This is a genomic window from Serratia sp. SSNIH1 (assembly GCF_002935055.1).
In the GTDB taxonomy this organism is placed as follows: Bacteria; Pseudomonadota; Gammaproteobacteria; order Enterobacterales; family Enterobacteriaceae; genus Serratia; species Serratia nevei.
In genome coordinates this window covers 4,461,500-4,478,406 of record NZ_CP026383.1, presented here as the reverse complement: position 1 = coordinate 4,478,406, position 16,907 = coordinate 4,461,500, and the positions used below count along the sequence as shown (strand labels likewise).

The window sequence follows — 16,907 nt, the reverse complement described above, 5'->3', positions numbered from 1 at the left end:
TATGCAAAGCCAACTGTTGATTGACGGCCAACTGGTGAATGGCCAGGGCGCGACCCAGCCGGTGTATAACCCGGCGACCGGCGAAGTGATTGCGCAGGTGGCGGAGGCCAGCCCGGAGCAGGTCGATCGCGCGGTGCTGGCGGCGGACGCCGCGTTCGCCGCCTGGGGGCAAACCACGCCGAAGGAACGCGCCGAGCATCTGCTCAAGCTGGCGGATCTGATCGACGAGCATGCCGAGACTTTCGCCAGGCTGGAGTCGCTCAACTGCGGCAAACCTTATCACTGTGTGTTGAACGACGAACTGCCGGCGGTGGCCGACGTGTTTCGCTTCTTCGCCGGGGCCAGCCGCTGCCTGACCGGCATGGCGGCCGGCGAGTATCTGGCCGGGCATACCTCGATGATCCGCCGCGATCCACTCGGCGTGGTGGCCTCGATCGCGCCGTGGAACTACCCGCTGATGATGGCGGCCTGGAAACTGGCGCCGGCGTTGGCGGCGGGCAACTGCGTGGTGATCAAGCCGTCGGAGCAGACGCCGCTGACCACTTTCAAACTGGCCGAACTGGCCGTCGGGCTGTTCCCGCCGGGCGTGCTCAACGTGCTGTTCGGCCGCGGCGCCGGCGTCGGCGATCGGCTGACCGGGCATGACAAGGTGCGCATGGTGTCGCTGACCGGCTCGATCGCCACCGGCGAGCACATCATCGCCCACACCGCCGCCGGCATTAAGCGCACCCATATGGAGTTGGGCGGCAAGGCGCCGGTGCTGGTGTTCGACGACGCCGATCTGCAGCAGGTGGTGGACGGCATTCGCGGCTTCGGTTTCTACAACGCCGGGCAGGATTGCACCGCCGCCTGCCGCATCTACGCGCAGAAAAGCATTTATCCCGAGCTGGTGAAGCGGCTGGGCGAGGCGGTGGCCAGCCTGAAGATCGGTGCGCCGGACGACGAGAGCACCGAGCTGGGGCCATTGATTACCGCCCAGCATCTGGAGCGGGTTGCCGGTTTTGTCGAGCGCGCCAAAGCGTTGCCGCACGTGCAGGTGGTGACCGGCGGCGAGAAGGTGAAGGGGCCGGGTTACTACTTCCAGCCGACGCTGTTGGCCGGCGCGCGCCAGGAGGATGAGATCGTGCAGCGCGAGGTGTTCGGCCCGGTGGTGACGGTGACGCCGTTCGACGACGAAGAGCAGGTGCTGGCCTGGGCGAACGAATCCAACTACGGGCTGGCGTCGTCCGTGTGGACCCGCGACGTGGGCCGCGCGCATCGCTTAAGCGCCCGCCTGCAATACGGCTGCACCTGGGTGAACACCCACTTCATGCTGGTGAGCGAAATGCCGCACGGCGGCCAGAAACTGTCCGGCTACGGCAAGGACATGTCGATGTACGGGCTGGAGGATTACACCGCCATTCGTCATGTGATGTTCAAACATTGATTTTACAATAATTATCCGCACAATAGCGCGGCCTTCGGGCCGGCCCCGGCCGGCCGATGATAATAAAAAAGGAAGCCTATATGGGTATCACCAGACGCGATTTTCTCAACGGGGTGGCGATCACCATCGCCGCCGGGTTGACGCCGCTGCAAATCTTGCGCGCGTCGCCGCAAACCGCCAATCAAACCCTGTACTACCCGCCGGCGCTGACCGGGCTGCGGGGTAACCATCCGGGCTCGTTCGAGCATGCGCACCAGCTGGGGCGCGACGGTAAAACCTTTGATTTCGGCAGCGTGCCCGCCGTTGAAGAGTTCGATCTGGTGGTGGTCGGCGCCGGCATCAGCGGGCTGGCGGCCGCCTGTTTCTGGCAGCAGCTGAAAGGCGAGCAGCAGCGCATTCTGCTGATCGACAACCATGACGACTTCGGCGGCCACGCCAAGCGCAACGAATTCAGCACCGACGACGGCATGCTGCTCGGCTACGGCGGCAGCGAATCGCTGCAGTCGCCGCGCTCCAACTTCAGCCCGGTGGCGATGGGGCTGCTGCGCAAGCTCGGCGTCGATATCGATCGGCTGGAGCAGGCGTTTGACACCACCTTCTACCCGGATTTGAACCTGAGCCGCGGGGTTTACTTCGATCGCAAGAACTTCGGCGTCGACAAAGTGGTGAGCGGCGATCCGGGCCGCACGGTGGCGGACGACATTCCGCGCGATCGCCTCAACGGCCGCTCTTATGAAGCGTTCATCGGTGATTTCCCGCTGCCGGAAAGCGATCGGCAGGCGCTGATCGCGCTGCATACGGTGGAGAAAGATTATCTGCCGGAGATGACGCTGGAGCAGAAGATCGAGTGGCTCGATACCCACAGCTACACCCAGTTCCTGCGTGAAAAAGTGGGCCTGAGCGAGCTGGCGATCCGTTATTTCCAGCAGACCACCAACGACTTCCAGGCGGTGGGCATCGACGGCACGTCGTGCAGCGATGCGCGCATCTGCGATCTGCCGGGCCTCGGCGGCATGAATCTGCCGCCGCTGGACGAAGAGTCGCAGGCGGATCTCGACGATCCTTACGTGTTCCACTTCCCGGACGGCAACGCCACGCTGACGCGCCTGATGGTGCGCAAGCTGATCCCGGCGGTGGCGCCGGCCGGCAAAGACATGAATGACGTGGTGCTGGCCAAATTCGACTACAGCCAGCTCGATCGGCCGGAGTCGCCGGTGAAGCTGCGTTTGAACAGCACCGGGCTGCACGCGGCCAACGTCGGCGACAAGGTGGAAGTCACCTATATGACCGGCGAGAAGATGACCAAGGTGCGTGCCGGGCAGGTGGTGATGGCCGGCTACAACATGATGATCCCGTACCTGGTGCCGGAGATGTCGCACGAGCAGCAGGAGGCGCTCAAGCAGAACGTCAAGGCGCCGTTGGTGTACAGCAAAGTGGTGATCCGCAACTGGCAGCCGTTCATCAAGCTGGGCGTGCACGAAATTTATTCGCCGGCCGCGCCGTACAGCCGCGTGAAGCTGGACTACCCGGTGAGCATGGGCGGGTATCAGCACCCGCGCGATCCGGACCGGCCAATCGGCCTGCATATGGTCTACGTGCCGACGTTGCCGGGCAGCGGCCTCAGCCCGCGCGAGCAGTCGCGCAAAGGGCGCGCGCTGCTGCTGGGCACGCCGTTCGAGGTGCATGAGCAGATGATCCGCGAACAGCTGCAGGGCATGCTGGGCGAGGCGGGTTTCGACCATCAGCGCGATATTCAGGCGATCACCGTCAACCGCTGGTCGCACGGTTATTCCTACTTCCTCAACGGGCTGTTTGACGATGAAGAAGAAGCCAAGAAAATCATCGAAACGGCGCGGCAGCCGATCGGTAAGATCGTTATCGCCAACTCCGATTCTGACTGGAGCCCGTACGCCAACTCGGCGATCGATCAGGCGTGGCGCGCGGTGAACGAACTGGCCTACGGCAAGGTTGCCGCCAAGGAGGGAGCATGAGTCTGCGTTCGCTGTACCTGTTGAGCCTGCTGGCTGCCGGCGGCTCGGCCCAGGCGATGTCGGCCGGGGAATATGTCGCCAAAGCCGGCGACTGCACCGCCTGCCACACCGCGCCGGGCGGCGCTGAACTGGCGGGAGGCATGAAGTTCCCGACGCCGCTCGGGGCTATCTACGCCACCAACATCACGCCGGACAAGCTGCACGGCATCGGCGCCTATTCGTTCGAAGAGTTCGATCGCGCCATGCGCCAGGGGGTGGCCAAAGATGGTCACCGGCTTTACCCGGCGATGCCGTACACCTCGTACGCTAAAATGAGCGCGGAAGACATGCGCGCGCTGTATGACTATCTGATGAATGAAGTGCCGGCGCAGAACGTCGCCAACCGGGACAGCGACATCAGCTGGCCGCTGTCGATGCGTTGGCCGCTGGCGGTGTGGAACCAGCTGTTCCACGACGACCAGCCGTATCAGGCAGATCCGCAGCAAAGCGCCGAGTGGAACCGCGGCGCCTACCTGGTGCAGGGCGCGGGCCATTGCGGCAGCTGCCACACGCCGCGCGGCTGGGCGATGCAGGAGAAGGGGCTGGACGGTAAGGCGCCGGTATTCCTGAGCGGCGCCGAGCTGGACGGCTGGTATGCCTCCAATCTACGCGGCCTGCCGCCGGAAGAGGTGACGGCGCTGCTGAAAACCGGCCGCAGCCGCCATGCGGCGGTCGCCGGGCCGATGAGCGAGGTGGTGACCCACAGTACGCAGTATCTCAGCGACGGCGATCTGAACGCCATTGCGGTGTACCTGCGCAGCCTGGCGCCGGAAACCGCCGCCAAAGCCGCTGCGCCTGCCGTGCAGGCGAATAATCCGGGCGGCAAGGCGACCTACGCGATGTACTGCTCGACCTGCCACGGCAACAAGGGCGAAGGCACCGATTTTGCCATTCCGGCGCTGGCGGGCAATGCCACGGTAACGGCGGACAATCCGCTGACCGCGCTGCGGGTGGTGCTGGAGGGGGCGCATACGCCAGCCACGCAGCACGCGATGGCGTTCGATATGCCGGCTTACGGCTGGGCGTTGAACGATCGGCAGGCGGCGGATCTGATGAGCTATCTGCGGGGAAGCTGGGGCAACCAGGCGGCACCGGTGACGGTGCAGCAGGTGCAGGACGCGCGCCAACTGCAGGCGAAATGAGAGGGGAGCGCGGTCTGACGACCGCGCTCCGCAAGCATTACAGCACCTTATGCGGGCCGAAACATTCGTAGTGGATGCGTTCGGCCTCTACGCCCATCTCCAGCAGCTGTTTGCCCACGAACTGCATGAAGGCCACCGGGCCGCAGAAGTAATAGTGCATCTGCGGATCGGCCAGGCTGCCTTGCAGCGCGCTCAAATCCATCAATCCGCGGCTGTGGTAGTCGCGGCCTTCCACGTCATCGGCACCCGGCTCGCGGTACCACACATGGCGGCTCAGATTCGGCATACGCCCGGCAATATCCGCTACCTCATCGGCAAAGGCGTGCACGCTGCCGTTTTCCGCCGCGTGCAGCCAGTGGACCTGCGCCTGATGCTGGTTGTCGTGCAGGGTGTTGAGCATGCCGAGCATTGGGGTTTGGCCGACGCCGGCGGAGATCAGCGCCACCGGCGTGGTCGGTGCCACGTCGAGGAAGAAGTCGCCGTGCGGCGGGGCGATGTAGATCACGTCGCCTTCCTGCGCCTGCTGGTGCAGGTAGTTGGATACTTTCCCCTGATCTTCGCGCTTCACCGCGATGCGGTAGAACTCGCCGTTCGGCGAGGTGGTCAGCGAGTACTGGCGAATTTCCTGATGCTCCAGGCTGTCGTGCTTGATGTAGACCGCCAGGTATTGCCCCGGTTTGAAGTCCGCCACCCGGCCGCCGTCCACCGGTGCCAGCACGAAGCTGCAGATCACGTCGCTCTGCGGCTGTTTCTTCAGGATGCGGAACGCGCGCAGATCGCGCCAGCCGCCGTTGTCGGTTTCGCTCTGCTGATAAATCTGCTCTTCACGCTGGATAAATACGTTGGCCAGCACGCCGTAGGCTTTGCCCCAGGCGTCCAGGACTTCCTGGCCTGGGCTGAACATTTCGTCCAGCGTCGCCAGCAGATGACCACCGACGATGTTGTACTGCTCCGGCTGGATATTGAAGCTGGTGTGTTTCTGCGCGATGCGCTCCACCGCCGGCAACAGCGCCGCCAGGTTCTCGATGTTGGCGGCATAGGCGCAGATGGCGTCGAACAGCGCCTGACGCTGATCGCCGTTGCGCTGGTTGCTCATGTTGAAAATGTCTTTCAATTCCGGGTTGTGCGCGAACATGCGATCGTAAAAGTGGGCGGTCAGCTTCGGCCCGGTCGCAGCCAGCAGGGGAATAGTGGATTTCACGGTGGCGATGGTTTGGCTATCCAGCATGGAAGCGCTCCTTGGGTTGAGATCTTGACGAGAGTTTTAATGATGTATTTTAAATGCATCTTATTGGGTTCCGCGTCGCTTGTAAATACCCTTGTTTTCGTTGCGGTGTTCTTCGGGCGTCGATCGCGCTCACAGAACATGAAAAAAGCGCATTGTTCGCATGAGGAAATGTCCGTTGATAAACGGCGGTGTTTCGCGGATCAAAGCCTTGCGCCACCTTATGCCAATCGTTTGCGTAAAAACCTCTGTCAAGACCTATCTTCGGTGGGGCGAAACGGTTTACACTGTGGCCCAGAACCCAAACGGGTAGTTATTTGGTGATTTTTTAGTTAGCTGATTTAAGTCAGGAGATGCCGGATGTTAAAGCGTGAAATGAACATTGCCGATTACGATGCGGAACTGTGGCGTGCCATGGAGCAGGAAGTGGTGCGTCAGGAAGAGCACATCGAGCTGATCGCGTCTGAGAACTACACCAGCCCGCGCGTGATGCAGGCTCAAGGTTCCCAGCTGACCAACAAATACGCTGAAGGCTATCCGGGCAAGCGTTACTACGGCGGCTGCGAATACGTGGATATCGTTGAACAGCTGGCTATCGATCGCGCCAAAGAATTGTTCGGCGCCGATTACGCCAACGTGCAGCCGCACTCCGGCTCCCAGGCTAACTTCGCCGTGTACACCGCGCTGCTGCAGCCGGGCGACACCATTCTGGGCATGAACCTGGCGCACGGCGGCCACCTGACCCACGGTTCTCCGGTCAACCTGTCCGGCAAACTGTATAACGTGGTGCCTTACGGCATCGACGACAAAGGCCAAATCGACTATGACGATCTGGCCAAGCAGGCGCAAACCCACAAGCCGAAAATGATCATCGGCGGCTTCTCCGCTTACTCCGGCGTGGTTGACTGGGCCAAAATGCGCGAAATCGCCGACAGCATCGGCGCTTACCTGTTCGTCGACATGGCGCACGTGGCGGGCCTGATCGCCGCCGGCGTGTACCCGAACCCGGTACCGCACGCGCACATCGTCACCACCACCACCCACAAAACCCTGGCGGGCCCGCGCGGCGGCCTGATCCTGGCGAAGGGCGGCGACGAAGAGCTGTACAAAAAGCTGAACTCCGCCGTGTTCCCTGGCGGCCAGGGCGGCCCGCTGATGCACGTGATCGCCGGCAAGGCGGTGGCGCTGAAAGAAGCGATGGAGCCTGAGTTCAAGGTTTACCAGCAGCAAGTGGCGGTCAACGCCAAGGCGATGGTGGACGTGTTCCTGCAGCGTGGCTACAAAGTGGTCTCCGGCGGCACCCATAACCACCTGTTCCTGCTGGATCTGGTCGACAAAAACCTGACCGGTAAAGAAGCGGACGCTGCCCTGGGCCGCGCCAACATCACCGTCAACAAGAACAGCGTGCCGAACGATCCGAAGAGCCCGTTCGTCACCTCCGGCGTGCGTATCGGCACCCCGGCCGTGACCCGTCGCGGCTTCAAAGAGGCCGACGTGCGCGAACTGGCCGGTTGGATCTGCGATGTGCTGGACAACATCAACGATGAAGCCACCATCGAACGCACCAAGAAGAAAGTGCTGGATATCTGCGCCCGCCTGCCGGTTTACGCATAATCCCGCTTTCGCCTGACAAAACCCGCTGCGGCGGGTTTTTTTATGCCCGCCAGCAGCAAACTGTGAACTGTATGGCACTCTAACGTATTGAAGTGGAATGACGATTGCGGGGCGGTGTGAGCTCTGTCAAAGTATTGCCCTCACTCCGGAGGGATCATGGTTCTGCAATCAACGCGTTGGCTCGCTCTCAGTTATTTCACCTACTTCTTTTCCTATGGCATCTTCTTACCGTTCTGGGGCGTATGGCTGAAAGGTGAGGGCATCGCGCCCGAAACCATCGGCATGTTGCTCGGTGCCGGCTTGGTGGCCCGCTTCCTCGGCAGTTTACTGATTGCACCCCGCGTTAAAGATCCCTCTCATTTAGTCTCCGCCCTGCGCCTGCTGGCGCTGCTGACCCTGGCCTTCGCGGTCGGCTTTTGCTTCGGCAACGGCTGGGGCTGGCTGATGCTGGTGATAGCGGGTTTCAACCTGTTCTTCTCGCCGCTGGTGCCGCTGACCGACGCGCTGGCCGGCACCTGGCAAAAGCAGATCCGCATGGACTACGGGCGGGTGCGGCTGTGGGGCTCGCTGGCGTTCGTCATCGGCTCGGCGCTGACCGGGCAGCTGGTGGCGGTGTGGGGCCATAACGCGATTCTCTACAGCCTGATCTTCAGCGTGTTGGCGATGCTGCTGGGCATGTTGCTGAAGCCGAGCGTCATGCCACAGGGCGAAGCGCGCACGCACAGCGGAGCCGAGCGCTCGCTGTGGGCACTGTTGAAAGAGGGGCCGGTCTGGCGCTTCCTGCTGTGCGTCACGCTGCTGCAGGGGGCGCATGCCGGCTACTACAGCTTCGGCTCCATTTACTGGCAGGAGGCGGGCTATTCGGCCTCGACTATCGGCTATCTGTGGTCGCTGGGCGTGGTAGCGGAGGTGATTATTTTCGCCAGCAGCAACGTGCTGTTTCGCCGCTGGAATGCGCGCAACCTGTTGCTGCTTTCCGCCTGCTGCGGCGTGTTGCGCTGGAGCCTGATGGCCTACAGCACCGAGTTGGGCTGGTTGCTGCTGATCCAGATCCTGCACTGCGGCACCTTCACCGTCTGCCATCTGGCGGCGATGCGCTTTATCGCTGCGCGCCAGGGGCAAGAGGTGATCCGGTTGCAGGCGGTGTATTCGGCGCTGGCGATGGGCGGTGGTATCGCCGTCATGACGGTCATTGCCGGGTTCCTGTTCGAACATTGGCAGGGCGGGGTATTCTGGGTGATGGCGGCGGTCGCGGTGCCGGCCTTGTTCATCCGGCCGCCGGCGGTCAGCGTCAGCCGCTGATTAAGGGGCTTCCAGCAGCGCGCGGATCGCCTGGCGCTGCCGGGTTTCCAGCGGCAGTTCGGTATAGATCAGCGGCGGGTGCGGATCGCTGTGCACCGCCGCATAAGGGGTGATCACCAGCATGATGCCCTGCGGTGCTCCGCCGCGCAGATAGTCGCTCAGCGGCAGATACTTGATGTTCAGCGGCAGCAGCGTGAGCTCGCGGATCTGGTATTCCACTTCTTCTTCCAACTGCGGGTTGTCCAGCGTCAGTAGCAGCACCTGTTTTTCCTGCAGCGCGTTGTCCTGCATCAGCCAGGCGCCGAAGCTGATGGCCACCAGGCCCGCCTCCTCGTTGGAAAAATGCACGCCGTACTCCTGTTCCAGCGGTTTCAACGCTTCCTGCGTGGTGCGCATTAGCCGCGGGTATTTGCGCACCACTTCTTCCAGCAGCATATTGTCGATGCCGATGGCGAAACGGCAGCGCTCCAGCGCCGGCGCCAGGTGGGCGAACAGCTGGCTGACCAGCTCCGCCTTGCTGCTGAAGGCCATGCCGGAAAGCTGCTGGAAGCGCTCGACCATGCTGTCGATGGCCGCCATCAGCCGCTGTTCCTGCGCGGAGTCGTTGCTGTGGTAGCTGTGATTTTTCAACATGGTAAACGTCAGCGCCAAAAAATCGCGCTCGTCTGCCTGCGGCGGCTGGTTAAACAGCCGGTTGCAGGCCTGATGCAGCCAGGCGGCGGCCTGCTGCTCCGGCTTTTGCCGCAGCCAGTCGCGCTGAACGGCGTCGAAACGCGGATGCTGCCGCAGGCGATTTTGCCAGGCGCAGTAGAGCAGATAATGCTGCAGGAATTGGCGGTCGCGCGCATCGAAGCGGCGGTTGAGCAGCGGTTCGCAAGCATCGATCGCCTCTGCCAGCGCAGACGCCGGGGCGGCATCGGCCGCCAGTGCGTGCCGCAGGCGCGGGGCGAAATCGCCTTCAACGAATTGCGGGCTGCAGCGCAGGGCCCGCCGCAGCCAATGGATCAGGCACAGGCGCTGGTCGAGCGCGCTGCCCCGCAGCTGGTAACCGCGATCGGGACCGACGGCGATCTCCAGGTGGTGGAAACGCTGGATTTCACTGGCCACCTCGGCTATATCTTGCCGGGTTATCGGGGGGGCGACGCCGTTGATTCGGCTTAGGGTCTCCAGCTGCAACTCGGGCTCCGGCGTGTACAGCATCAGCAGCAGATGGCAGCGCCGTTGTTGTCCGGAGAGCTCGGGCACGGGAGAGGTGTCCAGGCTCATTATCACCTTCCGGCATAAAAGGTTGCGATTATGCCTAAGCATAGCAAAAGGCTTTGTAATGGCAGGGTTACTGCGCGGCTTTTACTTCGGCTTACAACTTTCGTCACAAATATCGCCGGGAGAGGCGGGCCGTTCGGTATTTATTTGTGTTACGTTATAACAAATGCAGGTAAGACAGGATAATGATGAAGTTACGTCGTCTTTTGGCTGCCTTCGGCGCCGTGTTCAGCGCCGGTGCGATCGCGCATCCGCACAGCTTTATCGACATGAATACCACCTTCGTCGCCAAAGACCAGCGGCTGGTCGGCCTGAAAATGGTGTGGGTGATGGATGAAATCACCTCGGCGGATTTGCTCTACGATGCGAAAAACGCCAAGAGCGATTCGGAAGTGTGGAAAAAGCTGGCGGCGGAAGTGATGGCCAACGTGCTGGGGCAGCACTATTTCACCGATCTTTACCGCGACGGCAAGCCGGTGAAATACCTGAACTTGCCCAGCGAATATCACCTGTCGCGCCAGGGTAATCAGGCGGTGCTGGAGTTCGTGCTGCCGTTGGCCGAACCGCAGCCGCTGGCGGGCAAGCCGTTCGAACTTTCTACTTACGATCCGACTTATTTCGTGGATATGACCTATAAAGACCAAAATGCGCTGCATCTGCCGCCGGAGATGGCGCAGCTGTGCAGCTACAAGCTGATGACGCCGAAGCCGAATGCGTCGCTGCAGGCCTATGCGCTGTCGCTCGACAAGAACGACTCGCCCGGTGAGGACCTGGCGCTGGGGCAGCAGTTCGCCCAGCGGGTGACGCTGCAATGTCGTTAAATTTCTCACCACCGACGACGAGCCGACGCCACTGGGTCTTCGGTCTGTGGCCGCTGCTGCCGTTCACGCTGGCGCTGGCGGCCGCCGCGCTGCTGGCGTGGCACTATTGGCCGCAGCTGCTGATGCAGAGCGTGGTATGGCAAAAAGCGCTGCACCAGCAGATGGCGGGGCTGTTACAGCAGGTGAAGGCTGCGCCGCAGCAGGCCGGGCTGGCGCTGATGCTGTTCAGCCTCGGCTATGGCATCTTGCATGCGCTCGGCCCCGGCCACGGCAAAGTGGTGATCGCCACCTACCTGGCTACCCATCCGGCGCGGTTGAAAAGCAGCCTGAAGCTGACCTTCGCCGCCTCGTTGGTGCAAGGCGGGGTAGCGATCGCGCTGGTCACGCTGATGCTGGTGGTATTGCAGCTCTCTTCGCGCCAGCTGCACCAAAGCAGCTTCTGGCTGGAAAAGGGCAGTTTTATTCTGGTGATGCTGCTTGGCGTGCTGCTGAGTTGGCGCGCGCTGAAACGCCTGTTTGCGGCGATCAAGGCGATGCGCCCGGCACCGGCGCTGCGCATCAACAGCCTGACGCCGCTGGCGGCGGATCATGTGCACAGCGCCCACTGCGGCTGCGGCCACCGGCATCTGCCGAGCGACAGCGAGCTGCAGGCGGGAAGCGACTGGCGCACTCAGGCCGCCATCGTGCTGGCGATGGGCATGCGCCCCTGTTCGGGGGCGATTTTGGTGCTGCTGTTCTCCAAGGTGATCGGCGTGTTCGGCTGGGGAGTGATCTCCGCGCTGGCGATGGCGTTCGGCACCTCGTTGACCATCTCGATGCTGGCACTGCTGGTGCATTACAGCCGCCGGCTGGCGGTGCGCCTCAGCCGTTCGCGCGCGCCCGCGGCCTGGAGCGCGGTGGCCTGGGGGGCGTTGGCGCTGGCCGGCGGCCTGATCCTGCTGGCTGCGGGGCTGTTGCTGTACGTCAGCGCGCAGCCGGAATTCGGCGGCGGCATCCGGCCCTTCTCCCGCTAACGGGCATAAAAAAAGCGCTGCATCGGCAGCGCTTTTTTTCGATTCGCTTCTGGCGATTAACGCTTCAGCGCTTCGCTCAGCTCTTCACGCATGGTGGCCAGCATGGCTTTCACGACGCGCGGGTTGCCTGCAACCACGTTGCCGGAGCTGAAGTGGTTGTGGCCACCGACGAAGTCGGTCACCAGGCCGCCGGCTTCACGCACCAGCAGTTCGCCCGCGGCGAAATCCCACGGCTTCAGGCCGATTTCGAAGAACCCGTCTACGCGACCGGCGGCCACATAGGCCAGATCCAGCGCTGCGGAACCGGTGCGGCGGAAGTCCGCGCACTGGGTGAACAGCTTGCCGACGATGTTGATGTAAGGCGTTGCGTGCTGCTTGACCTTGAACGGGAAGCCGGTCGCCAGGATGGTGCCATCCAGATCTTTGGCGTTGGTGCCGCGCAGGCGGTAACCGTTGAGCTGTGCGCCCTGGCCGCGAGTGGCGGTGAACAGTTCGTTGCGCATCGGATCGTAAACCACGGCCACTTCAGTACGGCCTTTGATGCGTACGGCGATGGAAACGGAGAAATGAGGGAAACGTTTGATGAAGTTTGCAGTGCCATCCAGTGGATCAATCACCCATTGCACATCGCGATCTTCGCCGATCAGCTCACCGCGTTCTTCGCTCACGATACTGTGTTGCGGATAAGACTTGCGGATGACGTCGATGATCAGATGCTCTGCATCGCGATCGACGTTGGTGACGAAGTCATTGGTCCCTTTCTGGCTCGCTTCTACAGCGTCCGGGGTTTCGTAGTTTTTGGCAATCAGGTTACCGGCCTTGCGCGCAGCGCGCACGGCGATAGTCAGCATCGGATGCATGGGTATCTTCCAACTAGGATGTTAAAGAACAGGAAACGGCGCGAAGTATAGCAGCTGTTCGGCAAATTGCCTATGGCTGTGTTAAGATGCTGCGATTTTCCGCCACGCTCAGAGTTTGTATGCTGCACAATATCCGCATTGTTCTGGTAGAGACTTCACATACCGGCAACATGGGCTCGACCGCCAGAGCCATGAAAACCATGGGTTTAACCAACCTTTATCTGGTTAATCCGCTGATCAAACCCGATTCTCAGGCCATCGCCCTGGCCGCCGGTGCCAGCGACGTGATCGGCAACGCCACTATTGTCGACACCCTCGATGACGCCATCGCCGGTTGTAGCCTGGTGGTGGGCACCAGCGCACGTTCTCGCACCTTGCCGTGGCCGATGCTGGAGCCGCGTGAATGCGGCGTGCGCGCGGTGCACGAAGGCGAACACGCGCCGGTGGCGCTGGTGTTCGGCCGCGAACGCGTCGGGCTGACCAATGATGAACTGCAGAAGTGCCACTACCACGTCGCCATTCCGGCCAACCCGGACTACAGCTCGCTGAACCTGGCGATGGCGGTGCAGATCCTGGCGTATGAAGTGCGCGTGGCTTACCTCGATCGCCAACAGGCGGGCGCGCCGCAGCTGGAAGAGACGCCGTATCCGCTGGTGGACGACCTCGAGCGTTTCTATCAGCACCTGGAGCAGACGCTGCAGCGCACCGGCTTTATTCGCCCGTCCCATCCGGGCCAGGTGATGAGCCGCCTGCGTCGTTTGTTCACCCGTGCGCGCCCGGAAGGGCAGGAGCTGAATATCCTGCGCGGCATGCTGACGTCGATCGAGAAACAGGATAAACATCAAGGTAATTAATTGATGTGGCATAACGGTGGGCGACAATAGTATTAGTTATCCAAAGGTTATAACATGTATTTTATATACCTTTGTTCTTGCTAAGTTCAAAACGTGCTAATACTTGAGTCAATTACTAGGTTAAATAGTTGACTGTTTTACTCAGGAATGTCAGACTTTCGGCCATATTTGACCAACAGGTAACCATTGAGCTATGAGACTGACATCCAAAGGCCGTTATGCCGTAACCGCTATGCTCGACGTAGCGCTGCATTCCCAGGAAGGGCCGGTGCCACTGGCGGACATTTCCGAACGCCAGGGTATTTCGCTCTCTTATCTGGAACAATTATTTTCCCGTCTGCGCAAGAATGGCCTGGTGGCCAGCGTGCGCGGTCCGGGCGGTGGTTATCTGCTGGGTAAAGACGCGGGTGAGATCGCCGTTGGCGCTGTCATCACTGCCGTCGATGAATCGGTAGATGCAACCCGTTGCCAGGGTAAAGAAGGCTGTCAGGGCGGCGATCGCTGCTTGACCCACGCCCTGTGGCGCGATCTGAGCGAGCGCATCAGCGGGTTCCTGAACAACATTACGCTGGCAGAACTGGTCAACAACCAGGAAGTGCTGGTGGTGGCGGATCGTCAAAACAACGATACGCGCCGCACGGCCAACGGTCGTCCGCAAGAAACTATCAACGTTAATCTGCGCGCATAAGCAGCTGGCGAAATTTTTTTAGTTTTTGGAAGTGATGTACGGAGCACAAGAGCAATGAAATTACCGATTTATCTGGATTACTCAGCAACGACGCCGGTCGACCCGCGCGTTGCTGAGAAGATGATGCAGTTTTTGACCCTGGACGGCACTTTCGGCAACCCGGCTTCCCGTTCCCACCGTTTCGGTTGGCAGGCGGAAGAGGCGGTAGACATCGCCCGTAACCAAATCGCCGAACTGGTGGGCGCCGACCCACGCGAAATCGTCTTCACCTCCGGGGCGACCGAATCCGACAACCTGGCGATCAAAGGCGCTGCCAATTTCTACCAGAAAAAAGGCAAGCACATCATCACCAGCAAAACCGAACACAAAGCCGTGCTGGACACCTGCCGTCAGCTGGAGCGCGAAGGGTTTGAAGTGACCTACCTGGCGCCACAGAGCAACGGCATCATCAGCCTGCAGGATCTCGAAGCGGCGCTGCGCGATGACACCATCCTGGTCTCCATCATGCACGTCAATAACGAAATCGGCGTGGTGCAGGATATCGAAGCGATCGGCGAAATGTGCCGTGCGCGCGGTATCATCTACCACGTTGACGCCACCCAGAGCGTGGGCAAACTGCCTATCGATCTGAGCAAGCTGAAAGTCGACCTGATGTCGTTCTCCGGCCACAAAATCTATGGCCCGAAAGGCATCGGCGCGCTGTACGTGCGCCGCAAGCCGCGCATCCGCATCGAAGCGCAGGTACACGGCGGCGGTCATGAGCGCGGCATGCGTTCCGGCACCCTGCCTGTCCACCAGATCGTCGGCATGGGCGAAGCTTACCGCATCGCCAAAGAAGAGATGACCGAAGAGATGGCGCGTCTGCGCACCCTACGCGATCGTCTGTGGAACGGCGTGAAAGATATGGAAGAAGTGTATCTGAACGGCGATCTGGAGCACGGCGCACCGAACATCCTGAACGTCAGCTTCAACTACGTTGAAGGCGAGTCGCTGATCATGGCGCTGAAAGACCTGGCCGTTTCCTCCGGTTCAGCCTGTACCTCCGCCAGCCTCGAGCCGTCCTACGTGCTGCGCGCGCTGGGCATGAGCGATGAATTGGCGCACAGCTCGATCCGTTTCTCTCTGGGGCGTTTCACCACGGAAGAAGAGATCGACTACACCATTCAACTGGTGCGTAAATCCATCGGCCGTCTGCGCGATCTGTCCCCACTGTGGGAGATGTTCAAGCAGGGCGTGGACATCAACAGCATCGAATGGGCGCATCATTAATTCTCAGGTTTCAGGAGCAAGGTCATGGCTTACAGCGAAAAAGTAATCGATCATTATGAAAACCCGCGTAACGTGGGTTCTTTCGACAACGAAGATCCTACCGTCGGCAGCGGCATGGTAGGGGCGCCGGCCTGCGGCGACGTCATGAAGCTGCAAATCAAGGTTAACGATGAAGGCATCATCGAAGACGCGCGCTTTAAAACTTACGGCTGCGGTTCCGCCATCGCCTCCAGCTCGCTGGTGACCGAATGGATGAAAGGCAAGTCGCTGGATCAGGCTGAAGCGATCAAAAACACCCAGATCGCCGAAGAGCTGGAATTGCCGCCGGTCAAAATTCACTGCTCGATCCTGGCTGAAGACGCCATCAAAGCAGCGATTGCCGACTATAAGAGCAAGCATAGCGCCAAGTAATTTGTCTGAGTCGGCCCGGCCGCGCCGGGCTTTGATGTGAAGTGTGAGGTTGTGATGTCTATTACCATGAGCGACAGCGCTGCGCAGCGTGTTCAGGCGTTTTTGACGAACCGCGGCAAAGGTCTCGGCCTGCGTCTGGGAGTGCGAACTTCCGGCTGCTCCGGGATGGCGTACGTGCTGGAATTTGTTGACGAAGCCAACGATGACGACATCGTGTTTGAAGACAAAGGCATCAAGGTGATCATCGACGGCAAGAGCCTGGTCTACCTTGACGGCACCGAGCTTGATTTCGTTAAGGAAGGCCTGAACGAAGGCTTCAAGTTCAACAACCCGAACGTCTCAAGCGAATGCGGCTGCGGCGAGAGTTTCAACGTCTGACAGTCCATCGTGCCCCCCCGTTTCGGCGGGGGAACTTCATCCGCTAACGCCCAGAGCACGCTATGGATTACTTTACTTTATTCGGGCTGCCAGTTCGCTACACCGTGGACGGCAGCCTGCTTGCGTCCCGCTTCCAGGATCTGCAGCGCCAATTTCACCCCGATCGTTTCGCCAACCAGCCGGAGCGCGAACGCCTGATGGCGTTGCAGCAGGCGGCGACCATCAACGAAGCCTACCAGGCGCTGAAGCACCCGTTAAAACGCGCGGAGTATATGCTATCTTTGCACGGCTTCGATCTGGGCAACGAACAGCATACGATGCGCGACACCGCGTTCCTGATGGAACAGCTGGAACTGCGCGAAGAGCTCGACGCCATTGAGCGCAAGCCGGAGGCCGAGCGCCTGCTGGCCGATTTCGGCGCGCGGCTGGCCTCCTCCATCAAGCAGAGCAGCGCGCTGATGCTGCAGCAGTTGGACAGTGAACAGTGGGCGGACGCCGCCGACACCGTGCGCAAGCTGCGCTTTTTGGACAAACTCCAGCAACAGGTTGAACAACTCGAAGAAAAACTGCTGGGTTTTGAGTAACACCTTCTGATTCTGATTGTGGAAGCT

General features: G+C 61.0%; 16 protein-coding genes. 13 read left to right on the top strand and 3 right to left on the bottom strand.

All coding sequences use genetic code 11. The annotated features are described in order from the left end of the window. Position 1: 1 nt before the first annotated feature. From patD to C3F38_RS21590, 3 genes are all read left to right on the top strand, one after another. Positions 2-1,426, top strand: a complete 1,425-nt coding sequence (gene patD / locus C3F38_RS21600; protein WP_047730066.1) for an aminobutyraldehyde dehydrogenase — start codon at positions 2-4, stop codon at positions 1,424-1,426. A gap of 80 nt (positions 1,427-1,506) precedes the next feature. Further along, entirely contained in the window at positions 1,507-3,417 is a 1,911-nt protein-coding gene (locus tag C3F38_RS21595; RefSeq protein WP_047730067.1) for an FAD/NAD(P)-binding protein, read from the top strand. After that, positions 3,414-4,598, top strand: a complete 1,185-nt coding sequence (locus C3F38_RS21590) for a cytochrome c (RefSeq protein WP_048234562.1) — start codon at positions 3,414-3,416, stop codon at positions 4,596-4,598. The genes C3F38_RS21595 and C3F38_RS21590 overlap by 4 nt, the downstream gene beginning before the upstream one ends. Positions 4,599-4,635: 37 nt before the next feature. Here the strand turns inward: C3F38_RS21590 and hmpA are convergent, their stop codons facing one another. Further along, positions 4,636-5,826 carry an NO-inducible flavohemoprotein gene (hmpA, locus tag C3F38_RS21585; protein WP_047730069.1) on the bottom strand — a complete coding sequence of 397 codons (1,191 nt, stop codon included), beginning with the start codon at positions 5,824-5,826 and terminating at the stop codon, positions 4,636-4,638. Between the two features lie 357 nt (positions 5,827-6,183). Here hmpA and glyA point away from each other — a divergent pair, with 357 nt between their 5' ends. Together glyA and C3F38_RS21570 are read left to right on the top strand one after the other, a co-directional pair. Further along, entirely contained in the window at positions 6,184-7,437 is a 1,254-nt protein-coding gene (gene glyA / locus C3F38_RS21575) for a serine hydroxymethyltransferase (RefSeq protein ID WP_025303922.1), read from the top strand. Between the two features lie 156 nt (positions 7,438-7,593). Beyond that, the gene (locus tag C3F38_RS21570) at positions 7,594-8,739 is read left to right on the top strand and encodes a 3-phenylpropionate MFS transporter (RefSeq protein WP_038874523.1); all 1,146 of its coding nucleotides are present in this window, start codon (positions 7,594-7,596) and stop codon (positions 8,737-8,739) included. Here C3F38_RS21570 and csiE read toward each other — a convergent pair whose 3' ends face one another. Further along, entirely contained in the window at positions 8,740-10,005 is a 1,266-nt protein-coding gene (gene csiE / locus C3F38_RS21565) for a stationary phase inducible protein CsiE (RefSeq protein ID WP_038874525.1), read from the bottom strand. It lies immediately after the preceding gene. A gap of 182 nt (positions 10,006-10,187) precedes the next feature. On the opposite strand from csiE, the gene C3F38_RS21560 reads away from it, so the two are divergent. Beyond that, positions 10,188-10,823, top strand: a complete 636-nt coding sequence (locus tag C3F38_RS21560) for a DUF1007 family protein (protein ID WP_033651572.1) — start codon at positions 10,188-10,190, stop codon at positions 10,821-10,823. Then, complete coding sequence (locus C3F38_RS21555; protein ID WP_038874527.1) at positions 10,814-11,836, top strand: nickel/cobalt transporter; 1,023 nt, start codon at positions 10,814-10,816, stop codon at positions 11,834-11,836. Before C3F38_RS21560 ends, C3F38_RS21555 begins: the two co-directional genes overlap by 10 nt. 56 nt (positions 11,837-11,892) lie before the next feature. Here the strand turns inward: C3F38_RS21555 and suhB are convergent, their stop codons facing one another. After that, a complete protein-coding gene (gene suhB / locus C3F38_RS21550) occupies positions 11,893-12,696 on the bottom strand; it encodes an inositol-1-monophosphatase (RefSeq protein WP_004941400.1) in 804 nt (267 codons plus the stop codon). A 119-nt stretch (positions 12,697-12,815) separates the two neighbouring features. Between suhB and trmJ the strand changes: the two genes are divergently transcribed. From trmJ to hscB, 6 genes are all read left to right on the top strand, one after another. After that, positions 12,816-13,550, top strand: a complete 735-nt coding sequence (gene trmJ, locus C3F38_RS21545; protein WP_025303916.1) for a tRNA (cytosine(32)/uridine(32)-2'-O)-methyltransferase TrmJ — start codon at positions 12,816-12,818, stop codon at positions 13,548-13,550. A gap of 193 nt (positions 13,551-13,743) precedes the next feature. Next, positions 13,744-14,238 carry a Fe-S cluster assembly transcriptional regulator IscR gene (gene iscR, locus C3F38_RS21540; RefSeq protein ID WP_004941404.1) on the top strand — a complete coding sequence of 165 codons (495 nt, stop codon included), beginning with the start codon at positions 13,744-13,746 and terminating at the stop codon, positions 14,236-14,238. A 54-nt stretch (positions 14,239-14,292) separates the two neighbouring features. After that, complete coding sequence (gene iscS / locus C3F38_RS21535) at positions 14,293-15,507, top strand: cysteine desulfurase (RefSeq protein WP_016929764.1); 1,215 nt, start codon at positions 14,293-14,295, stop codon at positions 15,505-15,507. Positions 15,508-15,531: 24 nt separating this feature from the next. Beyond that, positions 15,532-15,918 carry a Fe-S cluster assembly scaffold IscU gene (gene iscU, locus C3F38_RS21530; RefSeq protein WP_004941408.1) on the top strand — a complete coding sequence of 129 codons (387 nt, stop codon included), beginning with the start codon at positions 15,532-15,534 and terminating at the stop codon, positions 15,916-15,918. 54 nt (positions 15,919-15,972) lie between these two features. Beyond that, complete coding sequence (gene iscA / locus C3F38_RS21525) at positions 15,973-16,296, top strand: iron-sulfur cluster assembly protein IscA (RefSeq protein WP_004941410.1); 324 nt, start codon at positions 15,973-15,975, stop codon at positions 16,294-16,296. Between the two features lie 62 nt (positions 16,297-16,358). Then, positions 16,359-16,880 (top strand): co-chaperone HscB, encoded by a 522-nt coding sequence (gene hscB, locus C3F38_RS21520; RefSeq protein WP_055316274.1) that lies wholly within the window; start codon positions 16,359-16,361, stop codon positions 16,878-16,880. The last annotated feature ends 27 nt before the right edge of the window (positions 16,881-16,907 follow it).